The sequence below is a fragment of the Pleomorphomonas carboxyditropha genome, assembly GCF_002770725.1.
In the GTDB taxonomy this organism is placed as follows: Bacteria; Pseudomonadota; Alphaproteobacteria; order Rhizobiales; family Pleomorphomonadaceae; genus Pleomorphomonas; species Pleomorphomonas carboxyditropha.
The window spans coordinates 55377-74600 of record NZ_NQVN01000015.1 but is presented as its reverse complement, the minus strand read 5'-3'; the positions used below and the strand labels follow the sequence as shown (position 1 = coordinate 74600).

Below are 19224 nucleotides of genomic sequence, written 5' to 3'. Positions count from 1 at the left end.
GTTTGAGCGAGTTTGACGGGCGGCCGCCGGCTATGGGCGGCGCGGTTCCAGCAAGGGTTGGGTCGACATGGCAAAACTGATCGTCGACGGGATCGAGATCGATGTGGCTCCGGAGCTGACGCTGCTGCAGGCATGCGAGGCGGCCGGTGCCGAGATCCCGCGCTTCTGTTACCACGAGCGCCTGTCGGTCGCCGGCAACTGCCGCATGTGCCTCGTCGAGGTGAAGGGCGGCCCGCCGAAGCCCACCGCGTCCTGCGGCATGAACGTGCGCGATCTCCGGCCCGGCCCCAACGGCGAGCCGCCGGTGGTGCTGACCAATTCGCCCATGGTCAAGAAGGCCCGCGAGGGCGTGATGGAGTTCCTGCTGATCAACCATCCGCTCGACTGCCCGATCTGCGACCAGGGCGGCGAATGCGACCTGCAGGACCAGGCGATGGCCTACGGCGTCTCCGGCTCGCGCTTCATCGAGAACAAGCGCGCCGTCGAGGACAAGTATCTCGGCCCGCTGGTCAAGACGTCGATGAACCGCTGCATCCATTGCACCCGTTGCGTCCGCTTCACCACGGAAGTGGCCGGCATCGCCGAGATGGGCCTCATCTCGCGCGGCGAGGATGCCGAGATCACCAGCTATCTAGAAAAGGCGCTCAGTTCGGAACTGCAGGGCAACGTCATCGACCTCTGCCCGGTCGGCGCGCTGACCTCCAAGCCCTATGCCTTCCATGCCCGTCCCTGGGAGCTCACCAAGACCGAATCCGTCGACGTGATGGATGCCGTCGGCTCGGCCATCCGGGTCGACGTGCGCGGCCGCGAGGTGATGCGCGTGCTGCCCCGCCTCAACGAGGCGGTCAACGAGGAATGGATCTCCGACAAGACGCGCTTCATCTGGGACGGCCTCAGGACCCAGCGGCTCGACCGGCCCTATATCAAGGTCGACGGCCGTTTCCGCGCCGCCTCCTGGGGCGACGCCTTCACGACGATCGCCACCCGCGTCACCTCGACGGCGCCCGAGCGCATGGGCGCCATCGCCGGCGACCTCGCGTCCGTCGAGGAAATGTTCGCGCTCGGCGAGCTGATGGCCGCGCTCGGCGTCGCCTCGATCGACGGCCGGCAGGACGGCACGGCGCTGCACCCGAAATTCGGCCGCGCCACCTACGTGTTCAACGCCAGCATCGCCGGCATCGAGGAGGCGGACGCCATCCTGATGATCGGCGCCAATCCGCGCCTCGAGGCGTCGGTGATGAATGCCCGCATCCGCAAGCGCTGGCGGGCGAGCGGCGGCAAGCTGCCGGTCTATACCATCGGCGCGCCGGTCGATCTCACCTATCCGCACGTCCATCTCGGCAATGACCCGGCGGCGCTCCAGCATCTCGACGCCGGCGCGCTCGAGACGCTGAAGGCGGCCGAAAAGCCGCTGATCATCGTCGGGCAGGGCGCGCTCGTCCGTCACGACGGCCTGGCGCTGCTGTCGCTCGCCGCCAAGCTGGCGACCGAGGTCGGCGCCGTCGCCGAGGGCTGGAACGGCTTCTCGGTGCTGCATACCGCCGCCTCGCGCGTCGGCGCGCTCGACCTCGGCCTCGTGCCGGGCGAGGGCGGCCGCGACGTCGCCGGCATGATCGACGCGTCGGCCAGGGGCGAGCTCGACGTGCTGTTCCTGCTCGGCGCCGACGAGTTCGGCGCGCAGCACCTCGGCCCCAATACCTTCGTCGTCTACATCGGCAGCCACGGCGACACCGGCGCCCACCGCGCCGACATCATCCTGCCGGGCGCCACCTACGCCGAGAAGTCGGGCACCTACGTCAACACCGAAGGCCGCGTCCAACTGGCCAACCGCGCCGCCTTCCCGCCGGGCGAGGCCCGCGAGGACTGGGCGATCCTGAGGGCGCTGTCGGAAGCGCTCGGCCGCAAGCTGCCGTTCGACAGCCTGGCGCAACTGCGGGCCAAGCTCTACGCCGTCCATCCCGAGTTCGCCGCGATCGACACCATCCCGGCGGCCGATCCCCAGGCGATCGCCACGCTCGCCACGCTCGGCGGCATCGTGCGGCCGGAACCCTTCGTGCCGGTGATCGCCGACTTCTACCTCACCAACCCGATCGCTCGCGCCTCCAAGATCATGGCCGAGTGTTCGGCGCTCGCCCGCTCCGGGCACTCCATCGCAGCGGAATGAGAGACGCCCCATGAGCTTCTGGTCCGATATCGTCTGGCCCGTCGTGGTGATCGCCGCTCAGAGCGTGCTGCTCCTGGTGCTGCTGCTCGTCATCGTCGCCTTCATCCTGCTGGCCGACCGCAAGATCTGGGCGGCGGTGCAGATACGCCGCGGCCCCAACGTGGTCGGCCCGTTCGGCCTGTTCCAGTCGTTCGCCGACCTCCTGAAATTCGTGCTGAAGGAGCCGGTCATTCCCTCGGGATCGGCCAAGGGGCTGTTCCTGGTGGCGCCGCTGGTGACCGCCACGCTCGCCATGCTGTCCTGGGCGGTGGTGCCGGTCGCCGACGGCTGGGTGATCGCCGACGTCAACCTCGGCATATTGTTCATCCTCGCCATATCCTCGCTGTCGGTCTACGGCACCATCATGGCCGGCTGGGCGTCCAACTCGAAGTATCCCTTCCTGTCGTCGCTGCGCGCGGCGGCGCAGATGGTGTCCTACGAGGTGTCGATCGGCCTCGTCATCATCACGGTGCTGCTCTGCGCCGGCTCGCTCAACATCTCGGCCATCGTCCGCTCGCAGGAGACGGGTTTGGCCGACATGATCGGCCTGCCGTGGCTCTCCTTCCTCAACTGGTACTGGCTGCCGCTGCTGCCGATGTTCGTGGTGTTCTTCATCTCGGCGCTGGCGGAGACCAACCGTCCGCCCTTCGACCTGGCGGAAGCCGAATCCGAGCTGGTGGCCGGCTACATGGTCGAATACGGCTCGACGCCGTACATGATGTTCATGCTCGGCGAATACATCGCCATCTGCACCATGTGCGCCATGATGGCGCTGATGTTCATGGGCGGCTGGATGCCGCCGATCGCCATCGCGCCCTTCACCTGGGTTCCGGGTATCGTCTGGTTCCTGCTGAAGGCCGTGCTGATGTTCTTCTTCTTCGCCATGGCCAAGGCCATGGTGCCCCGCTACCGCTACGACCAGTTGATGCGCCTCGGCTGGAAAGTGTTCCTGCCGCTGTCGCTCGTCTACGTCGTGCTGGTGGCCGGCGTGCTGCAGCTGACCGGCTGGGCGGCCTGAGGGGAGGCAAGGATGGAGCTGTCGCTCGCGGGCGTGGTTGGAGCGGCAGTTGGCGTCGGTGTCGGTCTCGTCGATTACGGCGTGATCGCATCGGTGGTGCGGCGGGCGCTGGAGCGCCGGCCGGGATGGATCGAACCGCGGCGGGCGGACCTTCTGATGAAGGTGCTGTTCGTCGTCAACGCCATCGTCTTCGCCGCCCTCGGCTGGTGGCTGGGCGTGTCGGTGGCGGGAACGGGTCTTCCGGCGCCGGGCTGACGGGCGACGGAATATGGATTTCGGCCGGCACCGCCCTGAGCGGCGTTCGGCCGGGAATGAAGGAAGCGGGTGCGATGAAACTCAGCCAGGTGGCAAAGTCCTTCCTCCTCAAGGAGTTCGTATCGGGGTTCTTCCTCGCCATGCGCTATTTCTTCAGGGCGAAGCCGACCATCAACTACCCCTTCGAGAAAGGGGCCGTGAGCCCGCGCTTCCGCGGCGAGCACGCGTTGCGTCGCTATCCCTCCGGCGAGGAGCGCTGCATCGCCTGCAAGCTCTGCGAGGCGATCTGCCCGGCGCAGGCGATCACCATCGAGGCCGGCCCGCGCGGCAACGACGGCACCCGCCGCACCACGCGCTACGACATCGACATGGTGAAGTGCATCTACTGCGGCTTCTGCCAGGAAGCCTGCCCGGTGGACGCCATCGTCGAGGGGCCGAACTTCGAGTTCGCCACCGAGACGCGCGAGGAGCTCTACTTCTCCAAGGAGCGGCTCTTGGAGAACGGCGACCGTTGGGAGCGCGAGATCGCCCGCAATATCGCGGCGGACGCGCCCTACCGCTGAGCCGGGCTGGAAACTGACGGGATTGGACGCGCCGAAAGGCGCATCGGGGACGAAGCGAGATGATACAGGCCTTGTTCTTCTATCTGTTTGCGGCGGTCACCATCGCTTCGGCGGTGATGGTGATTTCCTCGCGCAACCCGGTGCATTCGGTGCTGTTCCTGATCCTCGCCTTCGTCAACGCGGCCGGCCTGTTCATGCTGGCCGGTGCCGAATTCCTCGCCCTGCTGCTTATCGTCGTCTACGTCGGCGCCGTGGCGGTGCTGTTCCTGTTCGTGGTGATGATGCTCGACGTCGACTTCGTCGAACTCCGCCAAGGGTTCATGCAATACCTGCCGATCGGCGTGCTGGTCGGGCTGATCTTCCTCGCCGAGCTGCTGATGGTGGCCGGCGCCTGGGTGTTCGCCCCCGAGGCGACCGCCACCGCCTCGGCGCCGATCCCCGACCCGGCGCAGGTGTCCAACACCCTGGCGCTCGGCCAGGTCCTCTACACGCGCTACGTCTACTTCTTCCAGGTCGCCGGCCTGGTGCTGTTGGTCGCCATGATCGGCGCCATCACGCTGACGCTGCGCCACCGCGCCGCCGTCCGGCGCCAGAACATCTCCGTTCAGGTGGCGCGCACCCGCGCCACGGCCATCGAAGTCAAGCACGTCGAGCCGGGGAGGGGACTGTGACCAACCGTTCGCATCGCTCCACGCCGCACAAGGAAGGTTGACCCCATGACGCTCGGTCTTGCGCACTATCTGTCGGTCGCGGCGATCCTGTTCACGCTCGGGGTGCTCGGCATCTTCCTCAACCGGAAGAACGTCATCGTCATCCTGATGAGCGTCGAGCTGATCCTGCTTGCGGTCAACCTCAACCTCGTCGCCTTCTCGCATTTCCTCGGCGATCTCGTCGGACAGGTGTTCGCGCTGTTCGTGCTGACGGTCGCCGCCGCCGAGGCCGCCATCGGCCTTGCCATTCTGGTCGCATTCTTCCGCAACCGCGGCTCCATCGCGGTGGAAGACATCAACGTGATGAAGGGCTGACGCAAGAGATGTATTCCCTCATCGTCTTCCTTCCGCTCATCGGCTTCCTGGTTGCCGGCGCCATCGCGCTCTGGGGCGCGGCGGCCACCGTGCCGGCGCCCGAGGGCGACCTCCACGGCGGGCACGACGCCCACGGCCATCACGACGATCACGCGGCGACTGCCGAGCACGACGATCCTGCCGGCCATGACGATCACCATCACGCCGTCGAGCCGGCGGCGCCGGGTTCGCGCGTCGCCGAGCTGACGACCACCGGCCTGCTGTTCGTCTCGGCGATCCTCTCCTGGGTGGCCTTCATCTCGGTCGGCTTCGGCGAGCACGAGACGCAGTCGATCAAGGTGCTGACCTGGTTCGCCTCCGGCGCAATGCAGATCGACTGGGCCTTCCGCGTCGACACGCTGACCGTCGTCATGCTGGTGGTGGTGACCACCGTGTCGTCGCTGGTCCACCTCTATTCGATCGGCTACATGGCCGAGGATCCCGACCGGCCGCGCTTCTTCGCCTATCTCAGCCTGTTCACCTTCGCCATGCTGATGCTAGTGACCGCCGACAACCTCGTGCAGATGTTCTTCGGCTGGGAAGGCGTCGGCCTCGCCTCCTATCTCCTGATCGGCTTCTGGTACAAGAAGCCGTCGGCCTCGGCGGCGGCGATCAAGGCCTTCGTCGTCAACCGCGTCGGCGACTTCGGCTTCATGCTGGGCATCTTCGGCATCTTCGTGATGTTCGGCACTATTCAGTTCGCCGACATCTTCGCCAACGTCGCCACCGTCGAAGGCAAGACCATCCATTTCCTGTGGGGCGACTGGGACGCCATCACGGTGATCTGCCTGCTGCTGTTCATGGGCGCGTGTGGAAAGAGCGCGCAGTTCCTGCTGCACACCTGGCTGCCCGACGCCATGGAAGGCCCGACGCCGGTCTCCGCCCTCATCCACGCGGCGACCATGGTGACGGCCGGCGTGTTCATGGTGGCGCGGCTGTCGCCTCTCTTCGACCTCAGCCCGACGGCGCTTACCGTCGTCACGCTGGTCGGCGCCGTCACCGCCTTCTTCGCCGCCACCGTCGGCCTCGTCCAGAACGACATCAAGCGCGTCATCGCCTACTCGACCTGCTCGCAGCTCGGCTACATGTTCGTGGCGCTAGGCGTCGGCGCCTATGGCGCCGGCGTGTTCCACCTGTTCACCCACGCCTTCTTCAAGGCCCTGCTGTTCCTCGGCGCCGGCTCGGTGATCATGGCCAGCCACCACGAGCAGGACATGCGCGCCATGGGCGGGCTCAGGACCAAGATCCCGCTCACCTTCTGGGCGATGACGCTCGGCACGCTGGCCATCACCGGCGTCGGCATTCCCGGCACCGAGATCGGCTTTGCCGGCTTCCTGTCCAAGGACGCCATCATCGAGAGCGCGTTTGCCGGCCACAATCCGGTGTCGGGGCTCGCCGCCGTGCTGCTGGTGATCGCCGCCGGCTTCACCAGCTTCTATTCCTGGCGTCTGGTGTTCCTCACCTTCTTCGGCGCCAGCCGCGCGCCCAAGGACGTCTACGACCACGCCCACGAAAGCCCGCTCGTCGTGCTGATTCCGCTCGGCGTTCTGTCGCTCGGCGCGGTGCTGGCCGGCATGGTGTTCTATGGCTCCTACGTCGGCGAAGCCGAGGCCGAGTTCTGGAAGGGCGCGCTGTTCTACGGGCCGGACAACCACATCCTGCACGCCATGCACGAGGTGTCGTTCCTGGTGAAGGCGTCGCCGTTCCTCGCCATGCTGGTCGGTCTCGCCATCGCCTTCTGGTTCTACATCCTGAACCCGGCGCTGCCGAAGAAGCTCGCCGCCGCGCTGCCGTGGCTCTACCGGTTCCTGCTCAACAAGTGGTACTTCGACGAGCTCTACGACCTGATCTTCGTGCGGCCGGCCTTCGCCATCGGCCGGCTGTTCTGGAAGACCGGCGACGGCGCCATCATCGACGGCCTCGGTCCCAACGGCGTCGCCGCCCGGGTGCAGGACGTCACCGCCCGCGTCGTGCGGCTGCAGACCGGATATGTCTACCATTATGCCTTTGCCATGGTGATCGGCGTCGCCGCCCTGATCACCTGGGCCATGTTCGCCGGGGGGCAATGAGTATGAGCGGAATGCCGCTTCTGACGCTGACCACGTTCCTGCCGCTGGCGGGCGCCCTGTTCATCCTGATGATCCGGGCGCAGGACGAGGCCGCGATCCTCAATATCCGCCGGGTGGCGCTGATCACCACGGTCGTCACCTTCCTGGTGTCGATCGGCATCTGGACCGGCTTCGATCCAAGGAACCCCGGCTTCCAGCTCACCGAGACGGCGGGCTGGTCGGGCAGCTTCTTCGCCTACCGCATGGGCGTCGACGGCATCTCGATCCTGTTCGTGCTGCTCACCACCTTCCTGATGCCCTTCTGCATCCTGGCGAGCTGGGAGTCGGTTCAGGTCCGCGTCAAGGAATACATGATCGCCTTCCTGGTGCTCGAGACGCTGATGGTCGGCGTGTTCTGCGCCACCGACCTCGTGCTGTTCTACGTGTTCTTCGAGGGCGGCCTGATCCCGATGTTCCTGATCATCGGCATCTGGGGCGGCCAGCGGCGCGTCTACGCCTCCTACAAGTTCTTCCTCTACACGCTGGCCGGCTCGGTGCTGATGATGCTGGCGGTGATGGCGATGTACTGGGAGAGCGGCACCACCGACATCACCGAGCTGGTCAACCATCCGTTCCCCGCCACCATGCAGTGGTGGCTGTGGTTCGCCTTCTTCGCCAGCTTCGCCGTGAAGATGCCGATGTGGCCGGTGCACACCTGGCTGCCGGACGCCCACGTCGAGGCGCCGACCGCCGGTTCGGTGCTGCTCGCCGCCATCCTGCTGAAGATGGGCGGCTACGGCTTCCTGCGCTTCTCGCTGCCGATGTTCCCGCTGGCCTCGGCCGACCTCGCGCCCTTCATCTTCACGCTCTCCGTCGTCGCCATCGTCTATACCTCGCTGGTGGCGCTGGTGCAGGAGGACATGAAGAAGCTGATCGCCTATTCGTCGGTCGCCCACATGGGCTACGTGACCATGGGCATCTTCACGCTGAACACGCAAGGGTTGCAGGGCGCCGTGTTCCAGATGTTCAGCCACGGCCTCGTCTCTGGCGCGCTGTTCCTCTGCGTCGGCGTCGTCTACGACCGCCTGCACACCCGCGAGATCGCCGCCTACGGCGGCCTCGTCAACCGCATGCCGGCCTACGCCACGGTGTTCATGGTGATGACCATGGCCAACGTCGGCCTGCCCGGCACCTCCGGCTTCATCGGCGAGTTCCTGACCCTGTCGGCCGCCTTCCAGGTCAACACCTGGGTGGCCGCCTTCGCGGCGCTCGGCGTCATCCTGTCGGCGGCCTACGCCCTCTGGCTGTTCCGCCGCGTCGTCTGGGGCGCGCTGACCAAGGCGAACCTCAAGGCGATGCTCGACCTATCCCCACGCGAGGTCGCCATCCTGGCGCCGCTCGTCGTGCTGGTGATCCTGTTCGGCGTCTATCCGCTGCCGGTGCTCGACGCCACGGCCGCCTCACTCGAGGCGCTTCTCCGCTCCGTTCACGCGGCGATCGACGCCGCCGGCCAGACCGCCGCGGCCGGGCCGCTGCCGCTGATCCGCTGAGGGCACAGACATGACCGCACTTCCCGACTTCGCCCTCGCCGGACCGGAACTTCTGCTGGCCGTCGGTGCCCTCCTTCTGCTGCTGCTCGGCGCCTACGGCGGCGAGAGGCGGGCCGGTCTCGTCTCCGACCTGTCGGCGCTGCTGCTGCTCGTCGCGGCGGTCGCCGTGATCGTCGGCCGCGACGGCACCACCTTCGACGGCGCCTTCGTGGTCGACGGCTTCGGCCGCTTCCTGAAGGTTCTGGTGCTGATCGGCTCGGCGCTGGCGGTGGTGATGACGCGGCGCTTCGCCGTCGCCGAGAAATTCTTCCACTTCGAACTGCCGGTGCTGATCGTGCTCGCCACCATCGGCATGCTGCTGATGGTCTCGGCCGGCGACCTCATCGCCGTCTACCTCGGCCTGGAGCTTCAGTCGCTGGCGCTCTACGTCGTCGCCGCCTTCCACCGCGACGATGGCCGTTCGACCGAGGCCGGCCTCAAGTATTTCGTGCTGGGCGCGCTGTCCTCGGGCATGCTGCTCTACGGCGCCTCGCTGATCTACGGCTTCACCGGTCACGTCGACTTCGCCGGCATCGCCGCCGCAGCAAGCGCCGGCGGCAAGGCATCGCTCGGCCTGACCTTCGGCATCGTTTTCGTCGCCGCCGGCATTGCCTTCAAGGTGTCGGCCGTGCCGTTCCACATGTGGACGCCCGACGTCTACGAGGGCGCGCCGACGCCGGTCACCGCCTTCTTCGCCGCCGCCCCGAAAATCGCCGCCATGGCGCTGTTCGTCCGCGTTGCGATGGAGGCGCTGGAGCCGGTCAAGGCCGAGTGGCAGCAGATCGTCGCCTTCATGTCGCTGGCCTCGATGATCCTCGGCGCCTTCGCCGCCATCGGCCAGCGCAACATCAAGCGGCTGATGGCCTATTCGTCGATCGGCCACATGGGCTTCGCGCTGGTCGGCCTCGCCGCCGGTTCCGAGGCGGGCGTCTACGGCATCCTGATCTATCTCGCCACCTATCTCGCCATGACGGCCGGCGCCTTCGCCGTGATCCTGTCGATGCGCCGCGATGGCGTGATGACCGAGGATATCGACAGCCTCGCCGGCCTGTCGCGCACCAATCCGCTGGTGGCTTACCTCCTGGGCATCATCATGTTCTCGCTGGCCGGCATCCCGCCGTTCGCCGGCTTCTTCGGCAAGTATTTCGTGTTCGCCGCCGCCATCAACGCCGGCCTCTACTGGCTGGCGGTGATCGGCATCCTGAGCTCGGTGGTCGGCGCCTACTACTATCTCCGCATCGTCAAGATCATGTTCCTCGACGAGCCGAAGGGCGCCTTCGAGCCGATGGGCGGCGAGCTGAAGGCGGTGCTGGGCATCTCCGGCTTGTTCGTCGCGGCCTTCGCCTTGGTGCTTGGGCCGCTCGGCGACGCGGCGCTCGCCGCCGCCCGCACGCTGTTCTGAGGCGACCGGGGCGATGACCGAAGGTCCGGGGCTCGTCTGTCCCGCCGGCTATGCGGCCGTCCGTCTCGACGCGGTCGGCTCGACCAATGCCGAGGCGCTCGAGCGGGCGCGCCAGGGCGCGGCATCCGGCCTCTGGGTCGTCGCCCGGCGCCAGACGGCCGGACGCGGCCGGCGCGGTCGGGTCTGGACCTCGGAGCCGGGCAACCTCTATTCGTCGCTGATGCTGCGCGATCCCATCGAGGATGCGCGGCTCGGCGAGTTGCCGCTTGTGGTAGCGCTCGCCGTTCACGACGCGGTCGCGGCGGCGCTGCCGCCTTTTGCCCGGGCCGATCTCGCCATCAAGTGGCCGAACGACGTCCTCTACGCCGGCGCCAAGCTCTGCGGCATCCTGATCGAGGCCGCGGCTACGCCGGCGGGCAGGGTGGTGGTGGCCGGCATCGGCATCAACTGCACCCATCATCCCGATGTGGCGCTCTACAGCGCCACCGATCTCGCCGAGGCCGGCTATCCCACCGAGCCGGAGGCGATGTTCGCGCTTCTGGCGGCGGCGATGGCGCGCCGGCTCGCCGAGTGGCGAACCGGCGATTTCGCCGACCTCCGCGAGGCCTGGCTCGGCCGCGCCCGGGGAATTGGCGAGGCGATCACCGTCCGCCTGCCGGCCCGCGAGCTCACCGGCGTTTTCTCCGGTCTCGACAATGAGGGACGGCTGCTGCTCCGCCACGACGGCGGCCTGGAGGCGATCTCGGCCGGCGACGTGTTCTTCGGCCGATCCTGACGCCGTTTGCCGGCCCTGCGTGCAATTCCGTTTTGAGGCGAGCGCCTTCCGAGAGTTTTCTTGACGCGGCGGCCTTTCGCGTCCACGTAGAGCCGACAGACGAAAGAACGATTGCGCGCCGGCAGGGGCCGGCGAACTGGAGATATTCTGTGACGAAAAAGAAGAGCGGGGCCGACGAGCTCATTTTCCTGCCGCTGGGCGGCGTTGGCGAAATCGGCATGAATCTCGCCCTTTACGGCCTCGGACCCGAGGCCGACCGCAAATGGCTGATGGTCGACTGCGGCGTATCGTTCGCCGGCCCGGAACTGCCGGGCGTCGACCTGCTGCTGCCCGACATTTCCTTCATCGAGGCCTACAAGGACGACCTCGTCGGCATCCTGATCACCCACGCCCACGAAGACCACTACGGGGCCATCTACGATCTCTGGCCGCGGCTCGGTGCCCCGGTCTACATGACGCCCTTCGCCGCCGCCCTGCACGCCGCCAAGCGCGAGATGGAGCCGAACGCGCCGCGCGTGCCGACCAGCGTCGTCGAGCAGGGCCAGCGCTTTTCCATCGGCCCGTTCGACCTCGAGCTGATCGCCATGTCGCACTCGCTGCCCGAGCCGACGGCCGTGCTGATCCGCACGCCCATGGGCAACGTGCTGCACACCGGCGACTGGAAGATCGACCACGACCCGCGCGTCGGCCGGCCGATCGACATGAAGCGCCTCGCCGAGATCGGCGCCGAGGGCGTCGATGCCATGATCTGCGACTCCACCAATGCCGTCCGCGCCGGGCGCAGCCCGTCGGAAGGCGAGGTCGCCCACGGGCTCGCCGAGGTGGTTGCCCGGGCGAAAAAGCGCGTCGCGGTCACCATCTTCGCCTCCAACCTCGGCCGCATCCGCTCGATCGCCGAGGCGGCCGCCAGGAGCGACCGCGAGATCGTCGTGGTCGGCCGCGCCATCAAGCGCGTGCTCGACGTGGCCGGCGAGCTCGGCATGCTCGAGGGCCTGCCGCCCTTTCGCGACGAGGACGCCTACGGCTACCTGCCGCCCGACAAGGTGATGGCCATCGTCACCGGCAGCCAGGGCGAGGGGCGCGCCGCGCTGGCCAAGATCGCCGCCGGCGATCACCGCAACATCACCCTCGACCGTGGCGACATGGTGATCTTCTCCTCGCGCACCATTCCGGGCAACGAGAAGGCGGTCGGCGCCATCAAGAACAAGCTGGTCGAGCAGGGCATCGAGATCGTCTCCGACGGCGACGCCCTGGTCCACACCTCGGGCCATCCGCGCCGCGACGAGATGATGGAGCTCTATCGCCTCGTCAAACCGAAGGCGGCGGTGCCGGTGCACGGCGAGGCCGTTCATCTCGCCGCCCACGAAACGCTGGCCCGCGAGGCGGGCGTGCCGAACGTGACGCGCACCAGGAACGGCGAGATGTTGCGCCTTCTGCCCGGTGACGAGCCGAAGGCGGTCGCCCATGTGCCGTTCGGCATCCTGGTCAAGGACGGCAGCCTGGTCCGCGACCCCGAGGGGTCGGGAGTCGTCGAGCGCCGCAAGATGAGCTTCGCCGGCGTCGTCGTCTGCACGCTCCTGATGAACGGGCGCGGCGACATCCTCGGCGAATATGGTCTCAACTGTTTCGGCCTGCCCGAGATCGACAACAAGGGCCAGGACCTCGAAGATGTGCTGGCCGCCGCCGTCGACGGCTGCCTGCTGTCCATCCCCAAGAACCGGCGCAAGGACGAGGACTTGGTCGCCGAGGCGGTGCGCCGGTCGATCCGCGCCGCCGCCAACGAGCGCTGGGGCAAGAAGCCGATCACCGAGGTTACGGTGCTCAGGGTGGAGTGATTTCCCGACGGCCGCTGCCTGCCATCCAAAACGAAAAATCGGCAGATTGACGTAAATTCCGGGTATCCTGGCAATCTGTTGTTAGGCCAGCCGGCGATATCCTGTGGTCCAGGAGGGACCATGGGCTTTCGTCGTTTTCTGGTCTGCCGTGATGGCAACGTGGCGATGATCTTCGTCTGGTGTCTTATACCCCTGCTGGTCGGCATCGGGGCAGCGGTCGACTACGCGCGCTTGGCTGACGCGCGTGAACTGATGCAGCACTCGCTTGACGCTACGGTGCTGGCTCTTTCCTCGGAAGCGCCCAAACTGACCGCCGATGCACTCAACAAACGAGCGAAGAAGGTCTTCGACGTCAATTTCCCGTCCGGCAAAGCCGACGACGTCAGCGTATCCGCCACCTTCACCCAGACAAACGGAGCCGTCATCGCCGCTACCGCCAGCGGAACGGTTCCCATGACCTTTCTCAATATCGTCGGCATTTCTTCCAAGACACTGGCGGTCGAGTCCAAATCCGCCTGGTCGTCGAAGCGGCTGCGCGTGGCTCTCGCGCTCGACAACACCGGATCGATGGCCTATTCGGGCAAGATGACGGCGCTCAAGACGGCGACGAACAATTTGCTCGATCAACTGCAATCACAGTCGACAACCACAGGCGACATCTACGTTTCGATCATTCCCTTCAACCGGGACGTCAATGTCGGCAAGGAAAACAGGGAGGCTACCTGGCTTTACTGGAACGGAACCTGTGTCAACAGGAGTTCCAGCACCTGCAATTACGGCGACAAGCTCTATCCATACGGCACGGACAAGTCAAAGTGGAATGGTTGTGTAGGGGACCGCGAGAAGGACTCTAATCTTAACCTCGACATCTCGGTTTCAGTGCCGGATGTAAACAACAACAAAACAAAATTCTTTGTCGATCAGTATTCATCTTGCCTCTCTGCCCTGACGCCGATGACTAATAGCTGGACTACCCTCAAGGCCGCGGTAACGGCCATGACCTCGAAAGGTTCGACCAACCAGACGATCGGCTTGGTCTGGGCCTGGCAGTCGCTGCAGCTGACTTCCCCGATTCCCGCACCGGCCAAGGATGCCGACTACGAGTATCAGGATGCGATTATCCTGCTATCGGATGGCGATAATACCGAGAACCGCTTTACCGGTAATGGCAGCAGTAGCTCCAAGGCTGTCGATGATCGAATGTCAAAGGTCTGCGAGGCAGCCAAGGCGGCCGGGGTGACGATCTATACGGTGCTGGTCATCCAGGGTAACGAGTCGGTGCTGAGGGACTGCGCGAGCTCGACCGACAATTACTACAATGCCTCGACCGCCAACGACATCATCACGGCCTTCGGCGCCATCGGCGACAAGCTGTCGGCGCTCCGCATCGCCCAGTGAAGCGATGATCGGCTAAGGACCGAAGACCGGCACCAAACCGTGCGTCACCAGGTAGAGCGTCGCGGTCACGGTCACCACCGAGGCGGCGGTGCCGATCAGGATGCCGCTGGCCGTTTGCTCGACGTAGAGACGATACTGCTGGGCGGCGGCATAGCAGGTCGCCGCCGGCGGCAGGCAGGCCATCAGCACCGCTGCCTGCACCCATATCGGCGGGAATCCACCCACCAGCGTCACCATCGTCCACGCCATCAGCGGATGCACGAGGAGCTTGACGGCCACCAGCGCCGGCAGCTCGCGATGCGGCTGGTCGACCGGTTGCAGCGCCACGGTCACGCCGATCGAGAACAATGCGGCCGGCGCGGCTGAGGCGCGCAGCATGGTGATGGTGGTGGCGATCGCTTCCGGCATATCGACGCCCGACGCCGCACCCAGCACGCCGGCGATGCTGCCCAGGATGAAGGGATGCGTGATGATCCGGCGCAGGATCAGCCTCACGGTGGCGCCGATCGGTCGCCGCTCTTCCCCGAACACCGCCATCATCGTCGGCAGCAGCGAAAAGATCAGCACCACGTCGAAGCAGAAGATCAGCGCGGTCGGCGCGGCGGCCGCGCTGCCGAGGGCCGACAGCGTCAGCGCCGGTCCCATGTAGCCGACGTTGGCGTAGGAGCCGATCAGCCCCTGCAAGGCGGCGACGCGCATGCCGGCGCCGGTCAGCGCCCGGCCGACGACAACGGCGATCACGAAGGTGAGGAAAGTCGACGTGGTCGTGGCCAGCGCGAAGGAGCCGCGCATCAGCTCTTCGAGCGGCGTCCGGGACAGGATGTCGAAGAACAGCGCCGGCAGGGCGACGTAAATCAGATAGAAGTCGAGCCACGCGAGGCCGGCGCGGGGCAGGCGTGCGAGCTTCCCCGCCAGAAAGCCGATGAAGATGATGCCGAAAAACGGCATCGCTAGCGCCAGAACCTTGGTCATAAGTGAGTGATCGCCGGTGCATCCGGCCCTGAGGGCGGCTACGGGGTGGAGGGAAGGCACGAAATGGGATAACAGCTCAATCGCACGATTCCGGCGGCAAGCGTAGAGACCGCCGTCCTTTTTCTTGGCATTGTCCGTAGAGAGGCTTAGGCGCGTTGGATTATCGGAAGGCGAGAACGCAAGCCGGCTTTTGGCTCGAATACGCGGCATTGCGCGCCGTCGTGGCTTTGCTGGGCCTCCTCGGCGTGGACCTGGCGTCGGCGCTGATGGGACGGCTCTGGCGGTGGTTTGCGCGCTTCAACCCGCGTCATCTTCGGGCCAAGCGAAATCTCGCTTTCGCCCTGCCGCACCTGACGGCGGCCGAGCGAGCCGCCATTCTCTCGGAAATGTGGGAAAACCTTGGCCGTACCTTTGCCGAGGGGCTGCTCCTGCCGGAGATCGTCCGACACCCCCAGCGCCTCACGATGAGCGACCGGCTGGTCGCCGACATCAGGGCGACCGGGGCAGGGGGCATCGTATTCTGCTCGTTGCATCAAGGGAACTGGGAGCTCTTGACCGTCTGTTGCGCCATGGTCGGAAAGCCCGTCGCCGGTGTCTATCGTCAGCTCAAGAACCCGCTTGCGGAGGCCTATTTCCGGTCGCGACGGCAGACGGCCTATCCGGCCGGGCTGATCGCCGCCGGGGCAACGTCGGTGTTGCGCCTCCGCTCGCTTGCCCGTAGCGGCGCGGCGATCGCCATGATGGCGGATCTTCCCGACAGTACCGGCATCCGGGCCCCATTCTTCGGCGGTCCCTCTTCCCTGTCGAAGCTGCCCGTCACCTTGGCCCGCCATCTGGGGCTGCCGCTGGTCGTGGCGCATTGCCAGCGGACGGGAGGCGCGCATTTCCTGGTCGATGGAGAAAGGCTCGATCTGCCTCGCACCGACGACCCCGAGGCCGACGTTGCCGAGGGAGCGCGCAGGCTGCACGCGATATTCGAGACGTGGATCCGCGACGACCCGGGCCAATGGATGTGGGCGACGCGCAAATGGTCGGAGGCGGTTCTTCGCGGCTCGGCCACGGATTGACGCCCGTTCATCCCGCATTCATGTCAAATCTTTGAATTGACAAGCTTTTGCCTCCTTTTTTCCGATTGATGCCCCATTGGCTGGGCAAACTCCGGAACCGAAGGTCGCCGCTGCCGGTTTCTACGGCGAACCTCGCCCGAAGAGCGGTGGCCACGAGGCGCTGCCGGGTGGCACAAAGGAAGGCTGGAGGATTTCTATGAACCGACTGAGAAAGCTGTTGCTGGCTTGCGCGATCGTGCCGTTGTCGCAGGTTGCGTTGCAGGCCGCCGCCAGGGCCGAGGAGGGCGGGTTCGTCCTGGCCCAGGCCGAGACGCCGGCCTGCCAACCGGGTGATCCCAATTGCGCGCCGCCCGAGAAGGTCGCGCCGCCGCGAGAAAAACAGCCCGAAGCTCGGCCCGAATCTCCAGCCCCTCGGCAACAGGCGGAACCGGAACCTCCCGCGCGGGAACCCGAAGCTCGCCCCGAAACGCCGGCTCCCCGCCCGGAAGCCCAGCCCGAGCCGTCTGCTCCCAGGCAGGAGACAAGGCCAGAGCGCCCGGCACCTGAACCGGAGGCTCGTCCCGAGGCACCGGCTCCCCGCCCGGAAGCCCAGCCCGAGCCGTCTGCTCCCAGGCAGGAGACAAGGCCCGAGCGCCCGGCGCCTGAACCCGAAGCGAGCCCCGAGGCGCCGGCTCCCCGTCCCGAAGCTCAGCCCCAGCGTCGGGAGCCGCAGGCCGAACGTCCGGCGCGGGAACCCCAGGCCAGCCCGGAGCCCGCGGCGCCGGCCTCCGAGCCGAAAGCCCGTCCCGAGCGCCCCGCTCCCAAGCCCGACGCGCGGCCGGACCGCCCTGCGCCGCCGGCCGAAACGACCGCTCCGCAGCCCGATTCCAAGCCGGCGGCTCCCGCTCCCGAGCCGGCGGCCCCGCCGCCGCCTCCGGCTCCCACAGGCGCACCGGACAACAACGCTCCCCAGCCGCCGCCGGCATCCGGTGAGGCGACGCCGGGCACGCCGCCCCCGCCGCCGGCCCAGCCCGGGACCCAGTCCGGCGATCAGCCGCCTCCGCCGCCGGATGCCGCTGAAAAGCAGGCGCCGCCGCCGGCGCTGATCGAGAAACTCGGCAACCCCGGCGCGGCCGCGGCCGAGGCTATCGATCAAAGCGTCGACCAGAAGGCCGGCAACATCCGCGACATCCAGCGCGAGCGCCGGGTGATCAGCAACGAAGACGGCGTCCGCGTCACGGTGGAGCCGGGCGGCCGCGTCATCGTTCAGAGCGGCGAGCAGGCGGTGATCCGCCATGACGATCGCGGCCGCTTCGACCGCGAAGGCCGCGACGTCCGCGAACGCCAGACGCGCGACGGCGGCCGCGAGGTCACCGTTGCGACGCGCGATGGCGGCGAAGTGCGCACCATTTACGATCCCAACGGCATGATGATCCAGCGCGAGCGCCGTGATCGCGATGGCCGCGCCTACGTGCTGTTCGACAACCGGAGCTTCGGCCCCGGTCCGGTCGACGGGGCGGACTGGCAGCCGGTGGTCCGCCTGCCGCCGCCGGTCTACGACCTGCCGCGCGAACGCTATCGCGTCGAAATGCGCTCGGCGCCGCCGCGCTACGTCGAAGAAGCGCTGACCGCGCCGCCGCTGGTCGATGTCCAGCCGCGCTACACGCTTGACCAGGTGATCTACAGCCCCGACCTGCGGGAGCGGGTCAGGTCGGTAGACCTCGATACCGTCACCTTCTCGAGCGGCGCCTGGATCGTCGAGGACAGCCAGGTGGCCAGCATCGAGGCCGTGGCGCGCGGCATCGACGCTGCCCTTCGCCGCAACCCCAACGAGGTGTTCCTGGTCGAGGGCTATACCGACGCGGTCGGCTCGGTGGTGGACAATCTTTCGCTGTCCGACCGCCGTGCCGAAGCCGTGGCCAACGTCCTGACCGACCACTACGGCATCCCGCCCGAAAACCTCGTGACGCAGGGCTACGGCGAGAGCTACCTGAAGGTACAGACCGAAGGACCGGAGCGCGCCAACCGCCGCGTTACGGTGCGCCGCATCACGCCGCTGCTGGCGACCGACAGCCGGCAGTGAGGCAATTGCCTCGCCGCATGCTTCTCCGCTAAAAGAAAGCCCCGTCCCGATTGCGGACGGGGCTTTCATTTTGGGCCGCAGGCTCCTCCGCTCGGAATCGCGCCGTGCCGAATCGCTTCGCTGCCGTCCTCGGCAGCCACCCGCGCCGCTTGACGGTCGCCGCCATCATTGTGATGGCCGCCATCGGCTGGCTGTGGCTGGTCGCGGCCGTCTGGCACGGCGATATGTCGGACGCCTTGATGCCGGCGATGGGGGAGGGCCTTGGCGTCGGCGGCGTGGCGCTGGTCCTCGCCATGTGGGTGGCCATGGTCTTTGCCATGATGCTGCCGACGGCGGCGCCGACCTTTCGCGCCTACGCCGATGACGCTGGGATGGGAACGATCGCGCTGATCGCCGGCTATACGGCGGTCTGGCTGGTGGTCTCCGTGCTGGCGACGGCCGGTCAGGCCTCCCTCGTTCATCTCGGCGCGCTCGCCCCGCATATGGCGCCGGCCGGGGTCGCGCTGTCGGCGTCGATTCTCGTTGCCGCCGGCATCTATCAGTTCACGCCGCTGAAATGGGCTTGCCTCGTTCGCTGCCGCAATCCCCGCGTTGCCGACGTCTACGGCGGAACGGCGAAAGTTTTCCGGATCGGCGTCGAGGAAGGGCTCGCCTGCCTGGGCTGCTGCTGGGCGATGATGGCGGTGATGTTCGCCGCCGGGCTGATGAATCTTGCCGCCATGGCCCTGCTCGGCGTGCTGATGGGGCTGGAAAAGCTCGTTGGCGGCGTCAGGGCCACGTATTTCCTCGGGGTTTTGCTCATTCTTGCCGGTGTCATCTTGGCGAGCGGCCTCGTCATCGGGTAGATTGTCTCAAGATGTAACCATCCGGCAGGATCGGTAAGGTTTTGGGCGATGATCTTTTGGGCTCCGTCGGACGACGCGTATCGTCCGTTCATGATGGCTCGCAGCCCGGCCGTCGGTTCGGACGAGAG

The 19224-nt window shown here is 66.9% G+C and carries 16 protein-coding genes; 15 read left to right on the top strand and 1 reads right to left on the bottom strand.

Annotated elements, in window-relative coordinates; genetic code table 11:
• Window positions 1–67 precede the first annotated feature (67 nt).
• The 12 genes from nuoG (at window position 68) to CJ014_RS18790 (ending at window position 14150) form a co-directional block, all read left to right on the top strand.
• On the top strand, window positions 68–2164 hold the full coding sequence (nuoG, locus tag CJ014_RS18845; RefSeq protein ID WP_100082039.1) for an NADH-quinone oxidoreductase subunit NuoG: 2097 nt from the start codon (window positions 68–70) through the stop codon (window positions 2162–2164).
• A gap of 10 nt (window positions 2165–2174) precedes the next feature.
• Window positions 2175–3221, top strand: a complete 1047-nt coding sequence (gene nuoH / locus CJ014_RS18840; RefSeq protein ID WP_100082038.1) for an NADH-quinone oxidoreductase subunit NuoH — start codon at window positions 2175–2177, stop codon at window positions 3219–3221.
• 12 nt (window positions 3222–3233) lie between these two features.
• Window positions 3234–3476 (top strand): hypothetical protein, encoded by a 243-nt coding sequence (locus tag CJ014_RS18835; protein ID WP_100082037.1) that lies wholly within the window; start codon window positions 3234–3236, stop codon window positions 3474–3476.
• A gap of 74 nt (window positions 3477–3550) precedes the next feature.
• Complete coding sequence (gene nuoI, locus CJ014_RS18830) at window positions 3551–4039, top strand: NADH-quinone oxidoreductase subunit NuoI (RefSeq protein WP_100082036.1); 489 nt, start codon at window positions 3551–3553, stop codon at window positions 4037–4039.
• A gap of 59 nt (window positions 4040–4098) precedes the next feature.
• Window positions 4099–4710 carry an NADH-quinone oxidoreductase subunit J gene (locus CJ014_RS18825; RefSeq protein WP_100082035.1) on the top strand — a complete coding sequence of 204 codons (612 nt, stop codon included), beginning with the start codon at window positions 4099–4101 and terminating at the stop codon, window positions 4708–4710.
• Between the two features lie 45 nt (window positions 4711–4755).
• Complete coding sequence (gene nuoK, locus CJ014_RS18820; protein ID WP_026783452.1) at window positions 4756–5064, top strand: NADH-quinone oxidoreductase subunit NuoK; 309 nt, start codon at window positions 4756–4758, stop codon at window positions 5062–5064.
• An 8-nt stretch (window positions 5065–5072) separates the two neighbouring features.
• Window positions 5073–7172: an NADH-quinone oxidoreductase subunit L gene (nuoL, locus tag CJ014_RS18815; RefSeq protein ID WP_100082034.1), complete on the top strand. Its 2100-nt coding sequence runs from the start codon at window positions 5073–5075 to the stop codon at window positions 7170–7172.
• A 2-nt stretch (window positions 7173–7174) separates the two neighbouring features.
• Window positions 7175–8701: an NADH-quinone oxidoreductase subunit M gene (locus tag CJ014_RS18810; RefSeq protein WP_100082033.1), complete on the top strand. Its 1527-nt coding sequence runs from the start codon at window positions 7175–7177 to the stop codon at window positions 8699–8701.
• 10 nt (window positions 8702–8711) lie between these two features.
• Window positions 8712–10142, top strand: coding sequence for an NADH-quinone oxidoreductase subunit NuoN (gene nuoN, locus CJ014_RS18805; RefSeq protein ID WP_100082032.1), 1431 nt, complete (start codon window positions 8712–8714; stop codon window positions 10140–10142).
• A 13-nt stretch (window positions 10143–10155) separates the two neighbouring features.
• On the top strand, window positions 10156–10917 hold the full coding sequence (locus tag CJ014_RS18800) for a biotin--[acetyl-CoA-carboxylase] ligase (protein ID WP_100082031.1): 762 nt from the start codon (window positions 10156–10158) through the stop codon (window positions 10915–10917).
• Window positions 10918–11135: 218 nt separating this feature from the next.
• Window positions 11136–12752 (top strand): ribonuclease J, encoded by a 1617-nt coding sequence (locus CJ014_RS18795; protein WP_100082089.1) that lies wholly within the window; start codon window positions 11136–11138, stop codon window positions 12750–12752.
• Window positions 12753–12872: 120 nt separating this feature from the next.
• Window positions 12873–14150 carry a TadE/TadG family type IV pilus assembly protein gene (locus tag CJ014_RS18790; RefSeq protein WP_100082030.1) on the top strand — a complete coding sequence of 426 codons (1278 nt, stop codon included), beginning with the start codon at window positions 12873–12875 and terminating at the stop codon, window positions 14148–14150.
• A 12-nt stretch (window positions 14151–14162) separates the two neighbouring features.
• On the opposite strand, the gene CJ014_RS18785 is transcribed toward CJ014_RS18790, so the two are convergent.
• Window positions 14163–15122, bottom strand: coding sequence for an AEC family transporter (locus CJ014_RS18785; RefSeq protein WP_100082029.1), 960 nt, complete (start codon window positions 15120–15122; stop codon window positions 14163–14165).
• A gap of 155 nt (window positions 15123–15277) precedes the next feature.
• On the opposite strand from CJ014_RS18785, the gene CJ014_RS18780 reads away from it, so the two are divergent.
• The 3 genes from CJ014_RS18780 to CJ014_RS18770 all read left to right on the top strand — a co-directional run bounded on the left by CJ014_RS18780 (window position 15278) and on the right by CJ014_RS18770 (window position 19096).
• Window positions 15278–16189, top strand: coding sequence for an LpxL/LpxP family acyltransferase (locus tag CJ014_RS18780; RefSeq protein WP_100082028.1), 912 nt, complete (start codon window positions 15278–15280; stop codon window positions 16187–16189).
• A 1186-nt stretch (window positions 16190–17375) separates the two neighbouring features.
• Entirely contained in the window at window positions 17376–18251 is an 876-nt protein-coding gene (locus tag CJ014_RS27375; RefSeq protein ID WP_118847930.1) for an OmpA family protein, read from the top strand.
• Between the two features lie 104 nt (window positions 18252–18355).
• A complete protein-coding gene (locus CJ014_RS18770) occupies window positions 18356–19096 on the top strand; it encodes a DUF2182 domain-containing protein (protein ID WP_100082026.1) in 741 nt (246 codons plus the stop codon).
• Window positions 19097–19224: the final 128 nt, after the last annotated feature.

What these genes read in the sequence shown, in the direction of transcription:
- CJ014_RS18795 (WP_100082089.1), top strand. Translation starts at nt 11,136, where the DNA reads ATGAATCTCGCCCTTTACGGCCTCGGACCCGAGGCCGACCGCAAATGG.
- CJ014_RS18835 (WP_100082037.1), top strand. Translation starts at nt 3,234, where the DNA reads ATGGAGCTGTCGCTCGCGGGCGTGGTTGGAGCGGCAGTTGGCGTCGGT.
- CJ014_RS18825 (WP_100082035.1), top strand. Translation starts at nt 4,099, where the DNA reads ATGATACAGGCCTTGTTCTTCTATCTGTTTGCGGCGGTCACCATCGCT.
- nuoL (WP_100082034.1), top strand. Translation starts at nt 5,073, where the DNA reads ATGTATTCCCTCATCGTCTTCCTTCCGCTCATCGGCTTCCTGGTTGCC.
- nuoK (WP_026783452.1), top strand. Translation starts at nt 4,756, where the DNA reads ATGACGCTCGGTCTTGCGCACTATCTGTCGGTCGCGGCGATCCTGTTC.
- CJ014_RS18810 (WP_100082033.1), top strand. Translation starts at nt 7,175, where the DNA reads ATGAGCGGAATGCCGCTTCTGACGCTGACCACGTTCCTGCCGCTGGCG.
- CJ014_RS18785 (WP_100082029.1), bottom strand. Translation starts at nt 15,122, where the DNA reads ATGACCAAGGTTCTGGCGCTAGCGATGCCGTTTTTCGGCATCATCTTC.
- CJ014_RS18800 (WP_100082031.1), top strand. Translation starts at nt 10,156, where the DNA reads ATGACCGAAGGTCCGGGGCTCGTCTGTCCCGCCGGCTATGCGGCCGTC.
- nuoI (WP_100082036.1), top strand. Translation starts at nt 3,551, where the DNA reads ATGAAACTCAGCCAGGTGGCAAAGTCCTTCCTCCTCAAGGAGTTCGTA.
- nuoH (WP_100082038.1), top strand. Translation starts at nt 2,175, where the DNA reads ATGAGCTTCTGGTCCGATATCGTCTGGCCCGTCGTGGTGATCGCCGCT.
- nuoG (WP_100082039.1), top strand. Translation starts at nt 68, where the DNA reads ATGGCAAAACTGATCGTCGACGGGATCGAGATCGATGTGGCTCCGGAG.
- CJ014_RS18790 (WP_100082030.1), top strand. Translation starts at nt 12,873, where the DNA reads ATGGGCTTTCGTCGTTTTCTGGTCTGCCGTGATGGCAACGTGGCGATG.
- nuoN (WP_100082032.1), top strand. Translation starts at nt 8,712, where the DNA reads ATGACCGCACTTCCCGACTTCGCCCTCGCCGGACCGGAACTTCTGCTG.